The organism is Blastococcus sp. TF02-8 (genome assembly GCF_003319175.1).
In the GTDB taxonomy this organism is placed as follows: domain Bacteria; phylum Actinomycetota; class Actinomycetes; order Mycobacteriales; family Geodermatophilaceae; genus Blastococcus.
In genome coordinates this window covers 22,239-39,825 of record NZ_QOHK01000013.1, presented here as the reverse complement: position 1 = coordinate 39,825, position 17,587 = coordinate 22,239, and the positions used below count along the sequence as shown (strand labels likewise).

The 17,587-nt window shown below is 73.8% G+C and carries 19 protein-coding genes and 1 pseudogene; 12 read left to right on the top strand and 8 right to left on the bottom strand.

The annotated features are described in order from the left end of the window. Positions 1–58: 58 nt before the first annotated feature. The 3 genes from DQ237_RS18265 to DQ237_RS18255 are packed head-to-tail and all read left to right on the top strand — an operon-like array spanning position 59 to position 5,516. Positions 59–2,641 carry a molybdopterin oxidoreductase family protein gene (locus DQ237_RS18265; protein WP_113801571.1) on the top strand — a complete coding sequence of 861 codons (2,583 nt, stop codon included), beginning with the start codon at positions 59–61 and terminating at the stop codon, positions 2,639–2,641. Further along, positions 2,641–5,196, top strand: a complete 2,556-nt coding sequence (nirB, locus tag DQ237_RS18260) for a nitrite reductase large subunit NirB (protein ID WP_240619733.1) — start codon at positions 2,641–2,643, stop codon at positions 5,194–5,196. The genes DQ237_RS18265 and nirB overlap by 1 nt, the downstream gene beginning before the upstream one ends. Next, positions 5,193–5,516, top strand: a complete 324-nt coding sequence (locus DQ237_RS18255) for a Rieske (2Fe-2S) protein (protein WP_113801570.1) — start codon at positions 5,193–5,195, stop codon at positions 5,514–5,516. Before nirB ends, DQ237_RS18255 begins: the two co-directional genes overlap by 4 nt. 3 nt (positions 5,517–5,519) lie before the next feature. On the opposite strand, the gene DQ237_RS18250 is transcribed toward DQ237_RS18255, so the two are convergent. Beyond that, complete coding sequence (locus tag DQ237_RS18250; RefSeq protein WP_240619732.1) at positions 5,520–5,984, bottom strand: DUF2000 domain-containing protein; 465 nt, start codon at positions 5,982–5,984, stop codon at positions 5,520–5,522. Positions 5,985–6,034: 50 nt separating this feature from the next. Between DQ237_RS18250 and DQ237_RS18245 the strand changes: the two genes are divergently transcribed. Further along, on the top strand, positions 6,035–6,829 hold the full coding sequence (locus DQ237_RS18245) for an AraC family transcriptional regulator (protein ID WP_240619731.1): 795 nt from the start codon (positions 6,035–6,037) through the stop codon (positions 6,827–6,829). Between the two features lie 4 nt (positions 6,830–6,833). On the opposite strand, the gene DQ237_RS18240 is transcribed toward DQ237_RS18245, so the two are convergent. The 3 genes and pseudogenes from DQ237_RS18240 to DQ237_RS20330 all read right to left on the bottom strand — a co-directional run bounded on the left by DQ237_RS18240 (position 6,834) and on the right by DQ237_RS20330 (position 7,821). After that, a complete protein-coding gene (locus tag DQ237_RS18240) occupies positions 6,834–7,238 on the bottom strand; it encodes a hypothetical protein (protein ID WP_113801568.1) in 405 nt (134 codons plus the stop codon). A 1-nt stretch (position 7,239) separates the two neighbouring features. Continuing rightward, positions 7,240–7,446: pseudogene (locus DQ237_RS20335) on the bottom strand (cupin domain-containing protein); the annotation flags it as partial. A 15-nt stretch (positions 7,447–7,461) separates the two neighbouring features. Continuing rightward, positions 7,462–7,821 (bottom strand): helix-turn-helix domain-containing protein, encoded by a 360-nt coding sequence (locus DQ237_RS20330; RefSeq protein ID WP_240619729.1) that lies wholly within the window; start codon positions 7,819–7,821, stop codon positions 7,462–7,464. A 66-nt stretch (positions 7,822–7,887) separates the two neighbouring features. Here DQ237_RS20330 and DQ237_RS18230 point away from each other — a divergent pair, with 66 nt between their 5' ends. Together DQ237_RS18230 and DQ237_RS18225 are read left to right on the top strand one after the other, a co-directional pair. After that, positions 7,888–8,835, top strand: coding sequence for an NAD(P)/FAD-dependent oxidoreductase (locus tag DQ237_RS18230; RefSeq protein WP_113801615.1), 948 nt, complete (start codon positions 7,888–7,890; stop codon positions 8,833–8,835). Next, positions 8,832–9,470: a bifunctional 2-polyprenyl-6-hydroxyphenol methylase/3-demethylubiquinol 3-O-methyltransferase UbiG gene (locus tag DQ237_RS18225; RefSeq protein ID WP_113801567.1), complete on the top strand. Its 639-nt coding sequence runs from the start codon at positions 8,832–8,834 to the stop codon at positions 9,468–9,470. The genes DQ237_RS18230 and DQ237_RS18225 overlap by 4 nt, the downstream gene beginning before the upstream one ends. Here DQ237_RS18225 and DQ237_RS18220 read toward each other — a convergent pair. After that, complete coding sequence (locus tag DQ237_RS18220) at positions 9,467–10,282, bottom strand: hypothetical protein (RefSeq protein ID WP_113801614.1); 816 nt, start codon at positions 10,280–10,282, stop codon at positions 9,467–9,469. The genes DQ237_RS18225 and DQ237_RS18220 overlap by 4 nt on opposite strands. A gap of 147 nt (positions 10,283–10,429) precedes the next feature. On the opposite strand from DQ237_RS18220, the gene DQ237_RS18215 reads away from it, so the two are divergent. Together DQ237_RS18215 and DQ237_RS18210 are read left to right on the top strand one after the other, a co-directional pair. Further along, a complete protein-coding gene (locus DQ237_RS18215) occupies positions 10,430–11,821 on the top strand; it encodes an MFS transporter (RefSeq protein WP_113801566.1) in 1,392 nt (463 codons plus the stop codon). 122 nt (positions 11,822–11,943) lie between these two features. Beyond that, positions 11,944–12,519, top strand: a complete 576-nt coding sequence (locus DQ237_RS18210) for a GNAT family N-acetyltransferase (RefSeq protein ID WP_113801613.1) — start codon at positions 11,944–11,946, stop codon at positions 12,517–12,519. On the opposite strand, the gene DQ237_RS18205 is transcribed toward DQ237_RS18210, so the two are convergent. From DQ237_RS18205 to DQ237_RS18195, 3 genes are all read right to left on the bottom strand, one after another. Then, positions 12,509–13,630 carry a uroporphyrinogen-III synthase gene (locus tag DQ237_RS18205; RefSeq protein WP_113801565.1) on the bottom strand — a complete coding sequence of 374 codons (1,122 nt, stop codon included), beginning with the start codon at positions 13,628–13,630 and terminating at the stop codon, positions 12,509–12,511. The two genes, DQ237_RS18210 and DQ237_RS18205, sit on opposite strands and share 11 nt — an antisense overlap. 92 nt (positions 13,631–13,722) lie before the next feature. Further along, a complete protein-coding gene (locus DQ237_RS18200; RefSeq protein ID WP_113801564.1) occupies positions 13,723–14,286 on the bottom strand; it encodes a uridine kinase in 564 nt (187 codons plus the stop codon). Further along, on the bottom strand, positions 14,265–15,320 hold the full coding sequence (locus DQ237_RS18195) for an MBL fold metallo-hydrolase (RefSeq protein WP_205730281.1): 1,056 nt from the start codon (positions 15,318–15,320) through the stop codon (positions 14,265–14,267). The genes DQ237_RS18200 and DQ237_RS18195 overlap by 22 nt, the downstream gene beginning before the upstream one ends. A gap of 52 nt (positions 15,321–15,372) precedes the next feature. Between DQ237_RS18195 and DQ237_RS18190 the strand changes: the two genes are divergently transcribed. From DQ237_RS18190 to rplT, 4 genes are all read left to right on the top strand, one after another. Next, positions 15,373–15,861, top strand: coding sequence for a PH domain-containing protein (locus DQ237_RS18190; RefSeq protein ID WP_240619728.1), 489 nt, complete (start codon positions 15,373–15,375; stop codon positions 15,859–15,861). A 300-nt stretch (positions 15,862–16,161) separates the two neighbouring features. Next, complete coding sequence (infC, locus tag DQ237_RS18185) at positions 16,162–16,848, top strand: translation initiation factor IF-3 (RefSeq protein ID WP_369832235.1); 687 nt, start codon at positions 16,162–16,164, stop codon at positions 16,846–16,848. A 94-nt stretch (positions 16,849–16,942) separates the two neighbouring features. Then, the gene (gene rpmI / locus DQ237_RS18180; RefSeq protein ID WP_104525481.1) at positions 16,943–17,137 is read left to right on the top strand and encodes a 50S ribosomal protein L35; all 195 of its coding nucleotides are present in this window, start codon (positions 16,943–16,945) and stop codon (positions 17,135–17,137) included. Positions 17,138–17,171: 34 nt separating this feature from the next. Then, positions 17,172–17,561, top strand: coding sequence for a 50S ribosomal protein L20 (rplT, locus tag DQ237_RS18175; RefSeq protein WP_113801561.1), 390 nt, complete (start codon positions 17,172–17,174; stop codon positions 17,559–17,561). The last annotated feature ends 26 nt before the right edge of the window (positions 17,562–17,587 follow it).

Sequence of the window (17,587 nt, the reverse complement as noted above, 5' to 3'; positions counted from 1 at the left end):
ACGCAGCGTTGACGCCGAGGTCGACGCGGGGAAACGACGGCGACCCACTCTCGTTCCCGTGACCACCGCCGCCTCGCCTCCCACGGCCGCCCCAGGCGTGCGGGGCACGCGGACCACGAACACCCACTGCCCGTACTGCTCGCTGCAGTGCGGGATGGCCGTCACCGCCGGCGACCGCCCGGCCACCCTCGTCCCGCTGGACTTCCCGACCAACCGCGGCGGCCTGTGCTCCAAGGGCTGGTCGTCCACCGAGCTCCTCGACCACCCCGAGCGGTTGACCCGGCCGCTGGTCCGCGCCGTCCCCGGCGACCGCACCAGCCCGCTGGTCGAGAGCACCTGGGACGACGCGCTCGGCCGGCTGGTCGACGCGATCCGCCGCACCCAGGCCACCCACGGTCGCGATGCCGTCGGCTGCTTCGGTGGCGGCTCCCTGACCAACGAGCAGGCCTATCAGTTCGGCAAGTTCGCCCGCGTCGCGCTGCGCACCTCCGCCATCGACTACAACGGCCGGTTCTGCATGTCCTCGGCCGCCGGGGCCGCCACCCGCGCCTTCGGGCTGGACCGCGGCCTGCCGTTCCCGCTCGCCGACATCGCCGAGGCCGACGTCGTCGTGCTGGTGGGCAGCAACCCGGCCGACACCATGCCGCCGGCGATGCAGTGGTTCGACGCCGGCCGCGAGCGCGGCGCCCAGCACATCGTCGTCGACGCTCGGCGCACCGCGACCGCCCGCAACGCCGCGCTCCACCTGCAGCCGCTGCCCGGCACCGACCTCGCGCTGGCCAACGGGCTGCTGCACATCGCGATCGCCGAGGGGCTCGTCGACACCGGCTACGTGCGCACACGCACGACCGGGTTCGAGGCGGTGCGGACCGGCATCGCCGCCTACTGGCCCGACCGCGTGGAGCGGCTCACCGGCGTACCGGTGGAGCAGCAGCGGCGCACGGTGTTCGCCCTGGCCCGCGCGGAGAAGGCGATGATCCTGACCGCCCGCGGGGCCGAGCAGCACCGCAGCGGCACCGACACCGCGCAGGCGTGGATCAACCTCGCGCTCGCCCTCGGCCTGCCGGGACGCCGGGGGAGCGGCTGGGGCACCGTCACCGGCCAGGGCAACGGGCAGGGCGGCCGCGAGCACGGCCAGAAGGCCGACCAGCTGCCCGGCTACCGGTCGCTCGCGGACCCCGCCGCCCGCGCGCACGTGGCGGCCGTCTGGGGCGTCGACCCCGACGACCTGCCCATGCCGGGGAAGAGCGCCTTCGAGCTGCTCGACGCGCTCGGCACCGAGGGCGGGGTCCGCACGCTGCTGGTCCTGGCGAGCAACGTCGCGGTCTCCGCGCCGGACGCGCGCCGGGTCGCCAGCCGGCTCGGGGACCTCGACTTCCTCGCCGTCAGCGACTTCTTCCTCTCCGAGACCGCCGAGCTCGCCGACGTCGTCCTGCCCAGCGCCATGTGGGCGGAGGAGGCCGGGACGATGACCAACGTCGAGGGCCGGGTGATCCGCCGCCGCCGCGCCCTCGACCCGCCCACCGGCGTCCCGGACGACCTCCAGCTGCTGGCCACCCTCGCCGAGCGGCTCGGGGCCGGACGGCACTTCAGCGGTGACCCGGAGACCGTCTTCGAGGAGCTGCGCCGGGCCAGCGCCGGCGGCGCGGCCGACTACTCGGGGATCAGCTACCGGCGCATCGACGAGGAGCAGGGCGTCTTCTGGCCCTGCCCCTCACCGGAGCACCCCGGCACGCCGCGGCTGTTCACCGAACGCTTCGCCACCCCCGACGGCCGCGCGCGGTTCGTCCGGGTCGAGCACGTCGATGCCCACGAGCAGCCCGACGCCGACCACCCGTTCGTGCTCACCACCGGGCGCGTGCTCGCCCAGTACCAGTCGGGCACCCAGACCCGCCGCACCCGCAGCCTGCAGCTGGTCGCGCCCACGCCCCGCGCCGAGCTGCACCCCGACCTCGCGCGCCGGCTGGACATCGAGCAGGACGACGTCGTGGAGCTCGCCACCCGTCGCGGTCGCGCCCGCTTCCACGCCCAGGTGACCGACACCGTCCGGCCCGACGTCGTCTTCGTGCCCTTCCACTGGGGCGGCGGTGCCAGCGCCAACGCGCTCACCGACGCCGCGCTGGACCCGATGTCGAGGATGCCCGCCTTCAAGGTCTGCGCCGTCGCCGTCACCCGCGTCAGCGGCCCGGAGGAACGCGTCCCACCGCCACCCGCGGCGACCCAGCCGCAGCCCCGCGACCACGCCCAGCCGACCGCCCCCGAACCCCGCCGTCCCACCCGGAAGAGGAGCACCGTGAAGAGCACACCCCGCTTCCTGCAAGGCGTCTTCCCGATCACCGGCGAGGGGCTGGCCAAGCCCGGCCCCGTCGACCCGGCGCTCCGCTACACCGTGCCCGCCGGCTGCAGCGCCCAGGCGCTCTACTTCCGCGGCGGCAATGCGGCGGCCGAGCTGGTCTACGTGCTGCTCGTCCGGGACGGCGAGCCGATGAGGTGGTTCCCGATCGGGGCGAAGGCCGACACCCACGTGCCGCTGCGCGTGGTCGAGGACCTCCCCGGCGGCTCGGTGGTCGAGCTGCATGCCGCCGCCCCCGAGGGCGTCACCGGCGAGATCGTGGTCGACCTGGGTCTGGTGGAGGTCTGATGACGATGACCCAGACCCGCGGGATCCTCGGCGCCCGGCTCGCCGGCGCCAGCACCCTGCACCTGGACGACGACCTCGATTCCCGCAGCCGCCTCGTCGTGGTCGGCAACGGCATGGCCGGCGCCCGCTTCGTGGAGGAGGTGCTCGAGCGCGGGGGCGGCGAGCAGTTCCGCATCACCGTCTTCGGCGACGAGCCGCACGGCAACTACAACCGGATCATGCTCAGCCCGGTGCTGGCCGGGGAGTCGTCCGAGGACGACATCGTGCTCAACTCGCACGACTGGTACGCCGACAACGGCATCGACCTGCGGGCCGGCGTCCGGGTGGAGCGGATCGACACCGCCGCCAAGCAGGTGCACGCCGCCGACGGCAGCGTCACCGCCTACGACCACCTGGTGCTGGCCACCGGCAGCTACTCGTGGATCCCGCCCATGAACGGCGTCCGGACCGACGAGGGCGAGCTGCTCCCGGGCGTCTACGGCTTCCGCACCATCGACGAGACCCGCGCGATGCTCGAGGCCACCAGCCGCTGCACCCGCGCCGTGGTGATGGGCGGCGGGCTGCTCGGCCTGGAGGCGGCCCGCGCGCTGCAGGGCCACGGGATGCACGTCGAGCTCGTGCACGCGATGCCGTGGCTGATGAACGCCCAGCTCTCCCGGGAGGCCGGGAGCATCCTCGAGAAGAGCGTCGAGGAGCTGGGCATCACCGTGCACCTCGACGTACTGGCCACGGAGGTGCTGGGCTCCGAGCACGTCGAGGGTGTGGTGTTGAAGGACGGGCGGCGCATCGACTGCGACCTGCTCGTCGTCGCCGCAGGGGTCCGACCGCACACCGATGTCGCCGTCCGGTCGGGGCTGGAGGTGGAGCGGGCGATCGTCGTCGACGACCAGCTGCGCACCGACGACCCCGACGTCTACGCGATCGGCGAGTGCGCCCAGCACCGCGGCTCGGTCTACGGCCTCGTCGCCCCCGCCTGGGAGCACGCCAAGGTGCTGGCCGACGTGCTCACCGGCACGAACCCCGACGCCGAGTACCACGGCAGCCGGACGGCGACCAAGCTCAAGGTCGCCGGCGTCGACGTCGCCGTCATGGGGATCAACACCCCCGAGCGGGACGACGACGAGTTCCTGGTCATCTCCGAGCCGAAGCGCGGCGTGCACCTCTCGGTCGTCATCCGCGACGACAAGCTGGTCGGCGCCACCCTGCTCGGCGACACCCGCAAGGTCGCCTTCCTGACCCAGGCCTTCGACCGCGGCGCCCCGCTGCCCGAGGAGCGGATCCGGCTGCTGGTCGACCTCTCCGACGGCGCTGGGTCGGCCCATGGGGAGCTCGGGGTCGCCGACATGCCGCACGACTCCCAGGTCTGCAACTGCAACGGCGTCTCCAAGGGCGACATCTGCGGCGCGGTCGCAGGCGGCTGCGGCAGCGTCGGCGAGGTCATGGACCGCACCCGCGCCGGCAAGGGCTGCGGCTCCTGCGCGTCGCTCGTGAAGCAGATCGTCGAGTGGGCCGCCGACGGCGACCTCGCCGAGGACCCGGCCGCCTCCTGGTACGTGCCGGGCATCCCGATGCCCAAGCCCGAGCTGATGCGCGCCATCCGCGAGCACGACCTGCGCAGCGTCTCGGCGGTCTTCGCGATGCTCGCCCCGGGCGGCAAGGACGACGCGAAGTCGAAGATGGGCCTCACCTCGCTGCTCAAGATGATCTGGGGCTCGGACTACCTGCCGGAGAAGGACGCGGAGTTCATCAACGACCGCGTGCACGGCAACATCCAGCGCGACGGCACGTTCTCCGTCGTCCCGCAGATGAAGGGCGGCGTGACGACGCCGGCGCAGCTGCGGAGGATCGCCGACGTCGCGGAGAAGTACGAGGTCCCGATGGTCAAGGTGACCGGCGGGCAGCGGATCGACCTGCTCGGTGTCCGCAAGGAGGACCTGCCGGCGATGTGGAACGACCTCGGCATGCCCAGCGGCTACGCGTACGGCAAGAGCTTCCGCACCGTGAAGACCTGCGTCGGCTCGGACTTCTGCCGCTTCGGCCTGGACGACTCCACCCGGCTCGGCATCGACCTGGAGACCCGGTTCCAGGGCATCGAGAGCCCGGCGAAGATCAAGATGGCCGTCGTCGGCTGCCCGCGGAACTGCGCCGAGGCCTACGTCAAGGACGTCGGCGTCGTGGCGGTCGGCAACGGGAAGTGGGAGGTCTACGTCGGTGGCGCCGCCGGGGCCTCTGTGCGCAAGGGCGATCTGCTGGCCACCGTCGAGGGCCGGGACGCGGTGATCGCCCTCGCCGGGCGATTCCTGCAGTACTACCGGGAGAACGCCAACTGGCTGGAGCGCACCTACGACTTCGTGCCCCGGGTCGGGCTGGAGAAGCTGAAGCTCGTCCTGCTGGAGGACGGCGAGGGCATCTGCGCCGAGCTGGAGGCCGGTCTCCAGCGCTCGGTCGACGCCTACCGCGATCCCTGGGGCCAGGACGCGGAGGAGCCGGCCACGCCCGGGCAGTTCCGGCCGTCCCTGCCGCTGGTCGCGCTGCCGAAGGTGTCGGTCCGATGAGCGTCACCGACGTCTCACCCGCCGTGGTGGTAGTGGGTCGCGCCGAGGACGTGCCACCCGGGGAGGGGCGCACCTTCGTCGCCGACGGCGAGCAGGTCGCGGTCTTCCGGCTGCGGAACGGCTCGCTGCACGCCACCCAGGCCGCCTGCCCGCACGCCGGAGGTCCGCTCGCCGACGGGCAGACCGACGTCGACGTGCTGGTCTGCCCGCTGCACCAGTACGCCTACCGCTGGTCCGACGGCTCCTCGACCAGCGGGGCCGCCCCGATCCGGGTGTACCCGGTGCGGGAGGTTGACGGGGACCTCGTCGTCACCGTGTGAGGCTCAGGGGTGCATCCGCGCGCCCTTCACCACCTTGTCCACGCCGTTCTTCGGCCCGTGGACCGCGATCCCGACCAGGTCGAGGTCGGCGCCGCGCACCGCCCGCACCGCCGCGCGGTTCTCGGCGTCGCCGCCCGTGGCGAACAGGTCCGCGGTGAACAGCGAGGTCGGCAGCCCGCGCTGCAGCGCACGCTCCCGGGCCGCGGCCAGGACGTCGGCCGAGCCGGTCATCACCAGCACCGGCTGGCGGATCATGGGCAGGTAACGGGTGCCGTCGGCGTCCTCGTAGGGGCGGCCGACCAGCTCCGGGACCGCCGCCGCGAGGGCGCCGGCCAGGAAGGCGGTGACGTTGAGCTCCTGCCAGGGGAGCAACCCCTCCCGGAGCAGCACGACGATCTTCGTCGGCCATGGCGGGCCCGACTCGCCGGGGACGATGGTCTCGTGGTCGGTGCTCTCCGCGGTCGTCACGGCGGTCAGCGTCCCGGTCGCGGGGCGCGCCGGTCTTGTACGTTCCTGACGTGACCGGCCCGGCCGAGGTGGTGGCCTGGCGCCCTCGGGTGCCTGGGCTGACCGAGGTGCTGCACGCCCGGTTCACCGACCACGCCTACCCCTCGCACACCCACGACGGGTGGACCCTGCTGCTCGTCGACGACGGCGCGGTCCGCTACGACCTGGACCGGCACGCGCACGGCGCCTCGCGGGACGTGGTCACCCTGCTCCCTCCCGGCGTGCCGCACGACGGCCGGTCGCAGTTCCCCGGCGGGTTCCGCAAACGCGTCCTGTACCTGGAGCCCGCGGTGCTGGGCGCCGATCGGGTCGGCCACGCGGTCGACCGGCCGGAGTTCGCCGACCGCGAGCTGCGCGACCGCGTGTCGCGGCTGCACGGCGCACTGACGCCCCGGGCGGAGGCCCTGGAGGCGCAGAGCCGGCTGGCCATCGTGGTCGAGCGGCTGGTGCAGCACCTGGACTCGACCGTCGTCCCGGCGGCGCCGGTGCGGAACGCCCGCGTGGCCGACGCGCTGCGCGAGCTGCTCGACGCCTGCGTGGTGGACGGTGTGGACCTGGCGGTGGCCGCCGCGCGGTTCAGGGTGTCGCCGACGCACCTGGTCCGGGCCTTCACGCGGCGGCACGGCGTGTCGCCGCACCGCTACCTGACCGGCCGGCGGATCGACCTGGCCCGGCGGCTGCTCCTCGACGGGGTGCCGGCCGCGGAGGTGGCGACGGCCGCCGGCTTCTACGACCAGGCGCACCTGACGCGGCACTTCCGCCGGATGCTCGCGACGACGCCGGCGGCCTACGCCCGCTCGGCCTGACCCCTCAGGGCGCGGGGACGACGACGGTCGCCTCGTGCGGCCCGCCGCACTCCTCGGTGCCTCCGACCCGGCGCCAGTCGAGGTCGGCGTCGACCTCGGTCAGGCGCGCCCCGTCGGCGCCGATGACGCGCACGACGATCGATCCCGGGGTGGACATGCCGAGCAGCCCGGTCGCCGATTCGCCGTCGGCCGGGTCGACCGTCGCCGCCTCGGGGTCCACGAGCACGTCGGTGTAGCAGGCGGGGTCGCACTCGACCGTGACGCCTCCCTCGACCGCACGCCAGCCCTCGGCGAACTCCACCACGACCGCGTTGTTCCAGCCGACCGCCGTGCAGGCCGCCCCACCGTCCGCGCAACCGGTCAGGGCGAGCAGCCCCGCGAGGGCCGGCGCGCCACTCCGGCCGACCACGTCAGCGGCCCTGCGGGCGGGCGCGCACGTGCATGCGCTCGCCCTGCGGTCCGAACAGCACCAGGCCTTCGGCCGGCTCGGGGAAGGGGTTGGAGAAGGTGTGCGGCACCCGGGTGTCGAACTCCACGACCTCGCCCGTCTCCAGCACGAAGTCCCGCGCGCCCAGCAGCAGCCGGATGCGGCCGGAGAGCACGTAGAGCCACTCGTAGCCCTCGTGCGTCTTCTAGTCGGTGTCGCCCACGCGCCAGCGGGGCGGGAGGATCATCTTGTTGGACTGCAGCCCACCGGCCTGCCGGGTCAGCGGCACCATCGTCATGCCGTCGTCGCGCTCGATCGGCCGCCCGTGCACCCGAGGGTCGGCCGGTGCCGGGGTGTCCACCAGGTCGTCGATCGCGACGCCGTAGCTGCGGGCCAGGGGCAGCAGCAGCTCGAGGGTGGGCCGGCGCCCGCCGGACTCCAGCCGGGACAGGGTGCTGACCGAGATGCCGGTGGTCCCGGCGACGTCGGTGAGGGTCGCCCCGCGCTCAGTGCGCAGCGCCCGCAGCCGTGGGCCCACGTTCTGCAGGACGTCGTCGTCGGTCACGCCAGCAGTTTGCCACTTCGGCAACGGAAATTGCCAGAGGCCTCCTCCTTGCGGAGAGTGGTGGGCATGGACGAGCGGTACGACGTGGTGGTCATCGGAGGCGGCGCGGCGGGGCTGAGCGGAGCGCTCACCCTGGCCCGTGCCCGGCGCAGGGTGCTGGTGGTGGATGCGGGGCAGCCGCGCAACGCACCGGCCGGTCACGTGCACAACTACCTGGGCCGGGAGGGCGCCCCGCCGTCCCAGCTGTACGCGATCGGGCGGGCGGAGGCGGAGAGCTACGGCGCCACCGTGGTCGACGGCCGGGTGGCCGCCGTAGTGGGCCAGGACGACGGCTTCCGGGTCGAGCTGGACGGCGGGGCGTCCGTGCGCGCGCGGAGGCTGCTGCTGGCGACCGGGCTCACCGACGAGCTGCCGGAGCTGCCCGGCGTCGCCGAGCGGTGGGGGAGCACGGTGCTGCACTGCCCCTACTGCCACGGATGGGAGGTCCGCGACCGGGCCGTCGGCATCGTCAGCACCGGGGTGGTCGGCGCCTACGCCTCCCTGCTGTGGCGCCAGTGGACCGCCGACGTGGTCCTCTTCGTGCACACCGGCACCGAGCCGAACGCCGAGGAACTCGAGCAGCTCGAGGCCCGCGGGGTGCGGATCGTGCGCGACGAGGTGGCCGGTCTGGAGGGCGGCGCCGACGTCCGCCTGGCCACCGGTGAGCTCATCGCCCGGGACGCCGTCGTCGTGAGCCCCCGGTTCACGGCGAACGCAGGCCTGCTCGGGGCACTCGGGGCGGAGCCGGTCCCGCAGGAGATGCACGGGGCGGTGATGGGCACCTACCTGCCGGCCGACCCCACCGGGCGCACCGACGTCCCGGGCGTCTGGGTGGCCGGCAACGCGGGCGACCTGAGCGCGCAGGTCGTCGTGGCGGCCGCCCAGGGACTGCGCGCAGGGGCGATGATCAATGCGGACCTGATCAGCGAGGACACCCGGGCCGCGGTGGCCCAGAAGCGGAGCGTGGCGGCATGAGGGCGACCGACCGGGAGTCCTACGAGGAGCTGTACCGGTCCGCGCCATCGGTGTGGAGCGGACGGCCGAACCGGCAGCTCGTCGTCGAGGCGACGGATCTGACGCCCGGTACCGCGCTCGACGCCGGCTGCGGCGAGGGCGCCGATGCGCTCTGGCTCGCCGAGCGGGGGTGGCGGGTGACCGGCGTCGACTTCTCCACCGTGGCTCTGGAGCGGGCTGCCGCACAGGGGCGCGCACAGGGTCTCGACGTGGACTGGGTCCAGGCGGACCTGGACGTGTGGACGCCGCCCACCCGCTACGACCTGGTGACCGCGCACTACCTGCACGCCCGCGGCGCCTCCCGGGCCGAGCTGTTCGAGCGGCTGGCCGCGGCGGTGGCGCCCGGCGGGACGCTCCTGGTCGTGGGCCACCTGATGGAGGGCGGTACCGCCCACGACCACGAGCCCTCCGGTGAGCAACCCTCGCACCGGCACGACCCGGAGGCGATGTACACCGCCGAGGAGGTGGCCGCGGTGCTCGACCCGGCCGAGTGGGAGTCCGTCCTCACCGAGACCCGCGACCGCGACCCGCAGGCCGCGGAGCGCACCGGCAACACCACGCCCGACACGGTGCTGGTCGCCCGCCGGGTGGGCTAGGAGCGGGGCAGGCCCAGATCGGCCAGGGCCGCGATGACCGCCTCGTCGCGCAGGACCTCCAGCACCAGGAGCCGGTGGACCAGGACACCGCGACGGGTCAGGCGCAGATCGGCCGCCCGGAGGCGGGGGAGTGCGGCACCACCGGGACGCGGCTGCGCCGGCGGCGGATCGAGCAGGCCGGCACGCTGCAGGTCGACGAGGTCCTCGCGCGCGCCCCAGGCGGTCCAGGCACGCGGATCGTCCTCCAGCGGTGTCATGGGCAGCGGCACGCGGTCCCGCCGTCCGACGGCGGCCAGCAGGGCCAGCTGACGCCAGGTGAGGACCTCGGCCGACCGCAGGGCGCGGGACACCAGCTCGACGTCGATGTCGGCGGAGACGGCGACCTCGGCGAGCAGGTAGCCCAGATGGCGCACCCGGCGCTCGTCGGTCGTCCGGCGGGCCGCGGCCACGACCGCCTCGGCCAGCTCCTCTGCCACCGGCCGACTGCCCGGGCGCGGGGTGAAGAACCGGTCGGTGCGGACCGCCCGGCCGTTGCGGTGGACCGTGGCCGCGTACTCGACGGCGAAGGCCAGGACGGCGCCGGCGCGCACGCGCTCCCGGCCGGTCAGCCCTGCGGCGTCACCGGCCGCCGTGCGCAGGACGGCGGCGAACCGTCCATCGACCTGCACCCGCGCCGTCGTCGGCTCGAACACCACGGTCGCGGCGGCGGCGCTCATCGACCCGGCGACCGGGCTGCCGGCCTCGATGAGGTCGCGACCGGGTGACGGCGTCTCGTCGGCGGCCTGCTCGGCGGGGTCCTCCACGGCACTCACGCGCTGATCCTCGCCGGTCGGGCCGTCCCGGTGCACGCCGGTGGCGACGGGCCTCACCACAGCGGGGCACGCGGAGTGAGCGAAACGGAACAGGAGTTCACCCGGGGGGCGACGCCGGGGAAACCCTGGGCCGCCACCGTCGTCGGCATGGCTGCTCCCACCCGCTCGCCGTCCGCCTCGCCACCCTCGGCCCCGTCCGTCCCACCGGAGCGAGCGGGCCGGTGGATCGACGACTGGCGTCCCGAGGATCCCGAGTTCTGGGAGACGTCGGGCAAGCGGGTCGCCCGCCGCAACCTCTTCTTCTCCGTCTTCTCCGAGCACGTGGGCTTCTCCATCTGGAGCCTGTGGTCGGTGCTCGTGCTCTTCCTGCCCGAGCCGGTGTTCGGCATCGACCCGGCCGGCAAGTTCCTGCTCACCGCGCTTCCCACGGCGCTCGGCGCCTTCGTGCGGCTGCCGTACACCTTCGCCGTCGCCCGGTTCGGCGGGCGGAACTGGACCATCGTCAGCGCGGCGCTCCTGCTCGTCCCCGCCGCCGCGACGGCGATCGTGCTGGAGCCCGGCGTCGACTACGGCACGCTGCTCGTCGTCGCCTGCCTCGCCGGGGTCGGCGGCGGCAACTTCGCCAGCTCGATGGCCAACATCAACGCGTTCTACCCCGACCGGCTCAAGGGCTGGGCGCTCGGCCTCAACGCCGGCGGCGGCAACCTCGGCGTCCCCGTCGTCCAGCTCGTCGGCCTGCTCGTGCTGGCCACCGCCGGTGCCGACCACCCGCGGTTGATCCTGTGGATCTACCTCCCGCTGATCGTCGTCGCAGCGGTCGGAGCCGCCCTGCTCATGGACAACCTGACCATGGTGCGCAACCAGCCGCGGGCCCTGCGCGAGGCCACCCGCGAGCCGCACACCTGGTTCATGGCGTTCCTCTACATCGGCACCTTCGGCTCGTTCATCGGATTCGGGTTCGCGTTCGGTCAGGTGCTGCAGAACCAGTTCGCCGACTCCTTCGCGACGCCCCTGGCGGCCGCCTCGCTGACCTGGCTGGGACCGCTCCTGGGATCGCTGATCCGGCCGTTCGGCGGCTCGCTGGCCGACCGGTTCGGCGGCGCGCTCATCACCTGCCTCACGTTCGTGGCCATGGCGGCGGGCGCCGCGGTGGTGTGGACGGCGAGCCAGGTGGCATCGCTGCCGCTGTTCGTCGTCGGCTTCGTGGTGCTGTTCGTGCTCAGCGGCATCGGGAACGGGTCGACCTACAAGATGATCCCGGCGATCTTCCGTTCGCAGGCGCTGCAGCAGGTGGCCGAGGGGCGCGATCCCGGGGAGGCCGACCGGCGGGCGCTGCGGATGTCCGGGGCGCTGATCGGGATCGCGGGGGCGGTCGGGGCCTTCGGGGGAGTGCTGGTCAACCTGGCGTTCCGGCAGTCGTTCATGACGACGGGCACGGGTGACTCCGCGTACGTGGCGTTCATCGGGTTCTACGTCGTCTGCGTCGCGGTCACCTGGTTCGTCTACCTGCGCCCCGGCCGCGCGCTCGGCCGCGTCTGATCCCGGCATCCTCCCTCACGGTTACGGGTCCTCCCTCGCGATCGACCGTGAGGGAGGACCCGTGACGATCAGGAGACCTGATCACCCTCACGGGGGCGGTGGAGGCTGCCAGGATGCCCGTCATGGCGATCGAGGTGCGCCCCGCGACCCGGTTCGACGACGTCGCGACGATGGTCGGGCCCAAGCGGCCGGAGTCGAACGTCTGCTGGTGCCTGAGCTACCGCATCCCGTCCAAGGAGAACCTCTCGCTGGCCGGTCCTGCCCGGGGTGAGCGGGTGCGGGAGCTCGTGGGCCAGGACCCGCCGCCGGGGGTGCTGGCCCACGAGGACGGCGAGGTCGTCGGATGGGCCGCGGTGCACCCGCGCAAGGACACCGCCTTCGCCACCAACCGGAAGATCCCGCACGTGGACGACCTCGACGTCTGGTCGCTGTGGTGCGTCCGCGTCCGCCCGGGGCACCGCAAGAAGGGCATCTCCCACTCGCTGGTCGCCGGCGCGGTGGAGCACGCGCGCGCCGCCGGGGCCCCGGCCATCGAGTCCTACCCCGTGGACAACGAGGGCCGGAAGGTCGACCTCACGATGGCCTACGTCGGCACCCGGGCGCTCTTCGAGCGGGCCGGCTTCGTCAAGGCGGCCGACACCGACTCGGTCATCAACGGCTTCCCGCGCATCCTGATGCGACGCGACCTCAGATCTTGAGCCGGTAGCCCCGCTTCACCACGGTCTCCACCAGCGGCGCCCCGAGCGCGGCGCGCAGGCGGGTCACCGCCATCTCGACCGCGTGCCCGTCGCCGCCGCCCGGCAGCGCCGACACCAGCTCCGCCCGGCCGACGACGTGCCCCGGGCGGCGGGCCAGCTCCCGCAGCACCGCCAGCGGGCCCGGCGCCAGCTCGACGAGCCGGTCGTCCACGACCACGGCGTGCCCCCGCACCTGCAGCGTGTGCGGGCCGACCGGCAGGACCGGGTCGCGCTCCGGCAGGCGGGCCACCACCTCCCGGGCGAGCGCGCCCAGCCTGGACCGCTCGGGCCGGGCGGAGGGGATGCCCGCGGCGTCCAACGGACCGGCGGTGACCGGGCCGACGGCGACGACCAGCACCCGCTCCCGCAGCGCCCCGACCAGCGTCTCCCGCTGCCCGAGCTCCTCGGCGACCTGCAGCAGGCTGGCTGCGGCAGGGGCGCTGGTGAAGGTCACCGCGTCGATCCCGCCGGCGACGACCGAGGCGACCAGCCGGCGCACCGGGGCGACGTCCTCGGGCAGGACCCAGCGGTAGACCGGCACCGTCAGCACGTCGGCACCGGCGTCCCGCAGGCCCGAGACGAGGTCCGGCAGCGGGTCACCGTGCAGCTGGACGGCGATGCGCCGCCCGGCCAGCGGACCCTCGGCACCCGACAGCAGGTGCTCCAGCACCTCGGCCGAGGACTCGGACTCCGGCGACCACGCGTCGACCAGCCCGCCACCGCGGATCGCTCCGCGCGCCTTGGGGCCCCGGGCGAGGACGCGCGCGCCCGACAGGTGCTCCACCAGCGGGAGGTCCCACGCCTCGGCCGCCTCGAGCCACCCGCGGAAGCCCACCCCGGTGGTGGCAACGGCCAGGTCGACCGGCGCCTCCAGCACCCGGCGGGTGGCCGCGACCAGCTCGGCGTCGTCGGCGAGCGGGACGATCCGGATCGCCGGTGCCTGCACGACCCGGGCGCCGCGCCGGTCCAGCAGCGCGCCGAGCTCCTCGGCGCGGCGGGCCGCGGTCACCGCGACGGTGTACCCGGCCAGCGGCAGCACCTCGGTCGGCTGTTCCCGGACGGTGTCGGTCACGTGTCCCCCTCGCCAGCGGTCCTCCCCATGGTGGTCGACGGGGGTTTCCGGCGTGTGTCCTCCACGGCCCCGGGTGCGGTTCGTGAGCGGAGTCACGCACCGCCGTCGACGACGACGTCGGCCCGGTCGCGGGTGCCGTCGGCGGCGAAGTGGGCGGCCTCCAGGCGCTGCCACCGGTGCCACTCGGGCGCCAGGTCCGCGCCGTCGCGCGCGAGCCCCCGGGCCAGCCGGAGAGCCGCGGGTGCTTCCACCCAGATCCGCAGGGTGGCCCAGGGGTCGACCGCTCGCGAGGCACTGGCGCAGCCCTCGACCACCAGCACGGCCGGGACGGGCACCGGTGTCGCTCCGGAGGAGAACCGGGCAGCGGACCAGTCGTAGCGGTGGAAGCTCCCGGGGCGCCCCTCCGACACCGGGCGCAGGACACCCGAGGACAGCCTCGCGACGGCGCCGGTCAGCGCCCACCCGGCGTAGAGGTCGTCCATGTGCACGACCGTGACCTCGCCGGGAAGTGCATCTGCGAGCCGGCCGGCCAGCGTCGTCTTCCCCGACCCGGCCGGCCCGTCGACGCAGACCAGTCGGGTGCGGCCCAGGCGCGGGGGAGCGGCGAGAACCCGCTGGACCAGATCCGCCGGGCTCACCGGACGGCGGCGGTCCACGTCTGCACGGGATCGCCGCTGCCGACCACCAGACCACGGCGGGCCAGCAGCCGGAGGTGGGCGTCGGTCTCGGTGATCGCGAAGATCCGCATCCGCCGCGCGTACTGCTCCCAGGGGCGCGACCAGGTCAGGTGGGCGGCGAGGTCCCACGGGGTCGAACCCGGGTGTGCGCGGATCGCGGCCAGCAGCTCGGCCATCCGCCGCTCGTGGTGGTCGGTGAGCGAGTCGACCCGTTCGGCCAGGCCGCGGAAGCGCCACTCGTGGGCCGGAAGCACCTCGGTCGGGTCCAGGTCGCGGACGGCCTGCAGGGAGGTCATGAAGTCCCCGAGCGGGTCGCCGTCGGGGCCGGAGCCGGGGCTGGTGGAGATGTTGGGGCTGATCTTCGGCAGCACGTGGTCGCCGGCGAAGAACAGCCCGGTGCGCTCCTCGGCGAAGCAGAGGTGGCCCGGGGTGTGCCCGGGCGTGTGCACCGCGCGCAGGTCCCAGCCGGGGAAGTCGGCGAGCTCGCCGTCCTCGAGCAGCCGGTCCGCGACGGCCATCCGGGAGAACCCGGCGAGGTTCTCCGCCCCGCCGACGTCGCTGAGCGCCTCCTCGCGGGGTGCGCCGAGGCCGACGAGGAAGGCCACCTCCCCGTCCACCGCCGCCTGGGTCTCCGTCGTGGTCAGCCGGCGGACGGCGTCCACGTCGGCCGGGTGCATGGCGATCCAGGCGCCGCTGGCCTCGCGCACCCGGGCGGCGAGCCCCAGGTGGTCGAAGTGCAGGTGCGTGACGAGGACTCCGCGCAGGTCCCCGACTCCGCCACCGATCGAGGACAGGCCACGGGTGAGGGCAGCCCAGCCCTCCTCGCTCTCCCAGCCGGTGTCGATCAGACCCAGGCCGCCCCCCTCGAGGGCGAAGGCGTAGGTGCTGACGTAGCGCAGCGGGTTGTGCGGGATCGGTACCGGGATCGACCAGAGGTCGGGTCGCAGCTGTTCGACCGGGGGGAGGGTGCGTGCCTCCCAGGCCTCGTGCTGGGCGGTGCCGGTGATCTCCACGACACCGCACTCTGCCAGGAGCGGTCCGGGCGGCGGCTGGGAGAATGGTGGCGTGTCCGGACCCCAGGCCCCTGCGGCGGTCTCCATCGTCCCCCGTCGCATGCGTCAGCTGCTCACCGTCCTGGCGGTGGTCGTGGTGCTCGTGATGGTGCTCGCGGCGCTCTCCCTCCCGGGGACGACCAACACGGTCGTCGACTACGGGGTGGTGGACCAGGTCGCGATCGCCGGCCTCGGCGTGGTGCTCGCCGCGGGGGTCGTCTTCCTGGGGCGCTCGCGCATCGACGCCGATGCGTCCGGCGTCCGGATCCGCAACCTGCTGATCCACCACGAGCTCCCGTGGACGGCCGTGCGCGCGGTGCGGTTCGACGAGAAGTCCTACTGGGGCTCGCTGCTGCTGGAGAACGGGGACGAGGTCTCGCTGCTGGGACTGCAGGCCTTCGACGGGGAGACGGCGGTGCGCGGGGTCGAGGGCCTGCGCGCGCTGCACGCCGCGGCGCGGGCGAACGACCCGGTGCGCCCCCCGCTGCTCTACGACGACTGAAGAACGGCCGCTGTGGTGCTCCGCCTCGCGAGCTCAGCGCGAGCCGCTGCGCGGGGCCGTTCCAGTCCCTCGCGAGGGGGGAATGCCGCGGAGGACGGACACGCTGTAGAGTGGGCGTGCCTCCCCGCTACATCGAGGCGCGCGAACCACTCAGCGGCCCCGCCCCGGGCCGCTGAACCAGAAGAGGAGCCCGCTCCCACCTGACGCCCCCTGGGCGCCCAGGTCCCGGATCGCGAGAACCGGCCACCGGTCGGTGCTCGCGTGTGCACGTACCCGTCACGGGTCGTGCGCCACCGGCGAGTGGGCCCCGTGAGCAGACGCTCACGGGGCCTGACGTCTGTCGGCGCCCGGGTGGGCCAGCGACTCCTCCCATGCAGAAGCAGAGGAGAGGCCATCACCGAGCCCCGCATCAACGACCGTATCCGGGTCCCCGAGGTCCGCCTCGTGGGTCCCGAGGGCGAGCAGGTCGGCATCGTGTCGATCGGCGAAGCGCTGCGCCTGGCCCAGGACTCCGAGCTCGACCTCGTCGAGGTCGCTCCCATGGCCCGGCCGCCCGTCGCCAAGCTCATGGACTACGGGAAGTTCAAGTACGAGGCCGCCCAGAAGGCGCGTGAGTCGCGGCGCAACCAGGCGCTCACCGTCATCAAGGAGATGCGGCTGCGCCTGAAGATCGACCCGCACGACTACGAGACCAAGAAGGGCCACGTCGAGCGCTTCCTCAAGGGCGGCGACAAGGTCAAGATCACCGTGATGTTCCGCGGCCGCGAGCAGTCGCGCCCGGAGATGGGCTACCGCCTCCTGCAGCGGCTGGCCGCCGACGTCAGCGAGCTGGGCGTCGTCGAGTCCAACCCGAAGCAGGACGGCCGGAACATGGTCATGGTGATCGCGCCGCACAAGAACGCGCAGGCGCTGCAGCAGCAGGCGCAGGCCGCCAAGGCCCGACCGGCGAAGGACGAGCCTGCCGAGGAGCAGGCGCCCACCGCCTGAAGACCGACCCCGCCGGCCCCCACCGCGCGCACGCTCGCGGTGGGTCACCGCAGCGGGGCCGAACGACTCACGAGACACGAACAGGACCAGGGACATGCCGAAGCAGAAGACCCACAAGGGCACCGCGAAGCGCGTGCGCGTGACGGGTTCCGGGAAGCTCGTGCGCGAGCACACCAACAACCAGCACAAGTTCGAGGTGAAGTCCTCGGGCCGCAAGCGCCGCGTGAGCGGGATCGGCGTCCTGTCCAAGGCCGACGCCCCCCGCATGAAGAAGCTGCTCGGTCTCTGACCGCCCTTACTGACGAGAAGACAGGAGCTCTCACGTGGCACGCGTGAAGCGGGCGGTCAACGCCCAGAAGAAGCGTCGTAGCGTCCTCGAGCAGGCCAGCGGCTACCGCGGCCAGCGCTCGCGGCTCTACCGCAAGGCCAAGGAGCAGATCCTCCACTCCGCGACCTACAACTACCGCGACCGCAAGGTGCGCAAGGGTGACTTCCGCAAGCTGTGGATCACCCGCATCAACGCCGCGGCCCGCCTGAACGACATGACCTACAACCGGTTCATGCAGGGCCTCAAGCTGGCCGGCATCGAGCTGGACCGCCGGGTCCTGGCCGAGCTGGCCGTCAACGAGCCGGCCGCCTTCGCCGCGCTCGTCGAGTCCGCCCGGGCCGCGCTCGCCGCGAACCCGCAGGCCACCGGCGCCCAGGCCGCCTGAGAATCACCCCGACGCCGTCGGCGTCC

Excerpts from the sequence above, each read along its gene's own strand:
- DQ237_RS18210 (WP_113801613.1), top strand. The coding sequence starts at position 11,944 with ATGGCGATCGAGGTGCGCCCCGCGACCCGGTTCGACGACGTCGCGACG.
- DQ237_RS18225 (WP_113801567.1), top strand. The coding sequence starts at position 8,832 with ATGAGGGCGACCGACCGGGAGTCCTACGAGGAGCTGTACCGGTCCGCG.
- rpmI (WP_104525481.1), top strand. The coding sequence starts at position 16,943 with ATGCCGAAGCAGAAGACCCACAAGGGCACCGCGAAGCGCGTGCGCGTG.
- nirB (WP_240619733.1), top strand. The coding sequence starts at position 2,641 with ATGACGATGACCCAGACCCGCGGGATCCTCGGCGCCCGGCTCGCCGGC.
- DQ237_RS18215 (WP_113801566.1), top strand. The coding sequence starts at position 10,430 with ATGGCTGCTCCCACCCGCTCGCCGTCCGCCTCGCCACCCTCGGCCCCG.
- DQ237_RS18255 (WP_113801570.1), top strand. The coding sequence starts at position 5,193 with ATGAGCGTCACCGACGTCTCACCCGCCGTGGTGGTAGTGGGTCGCGCC.
- DQ237_RS18230 (WP_113801615.1), top strand. The coding sequence starts at position 7,888 with ATGGACGAGCGGTACGACGTGGTGGTCATCGGAGGCGGCGCGGCGGGG.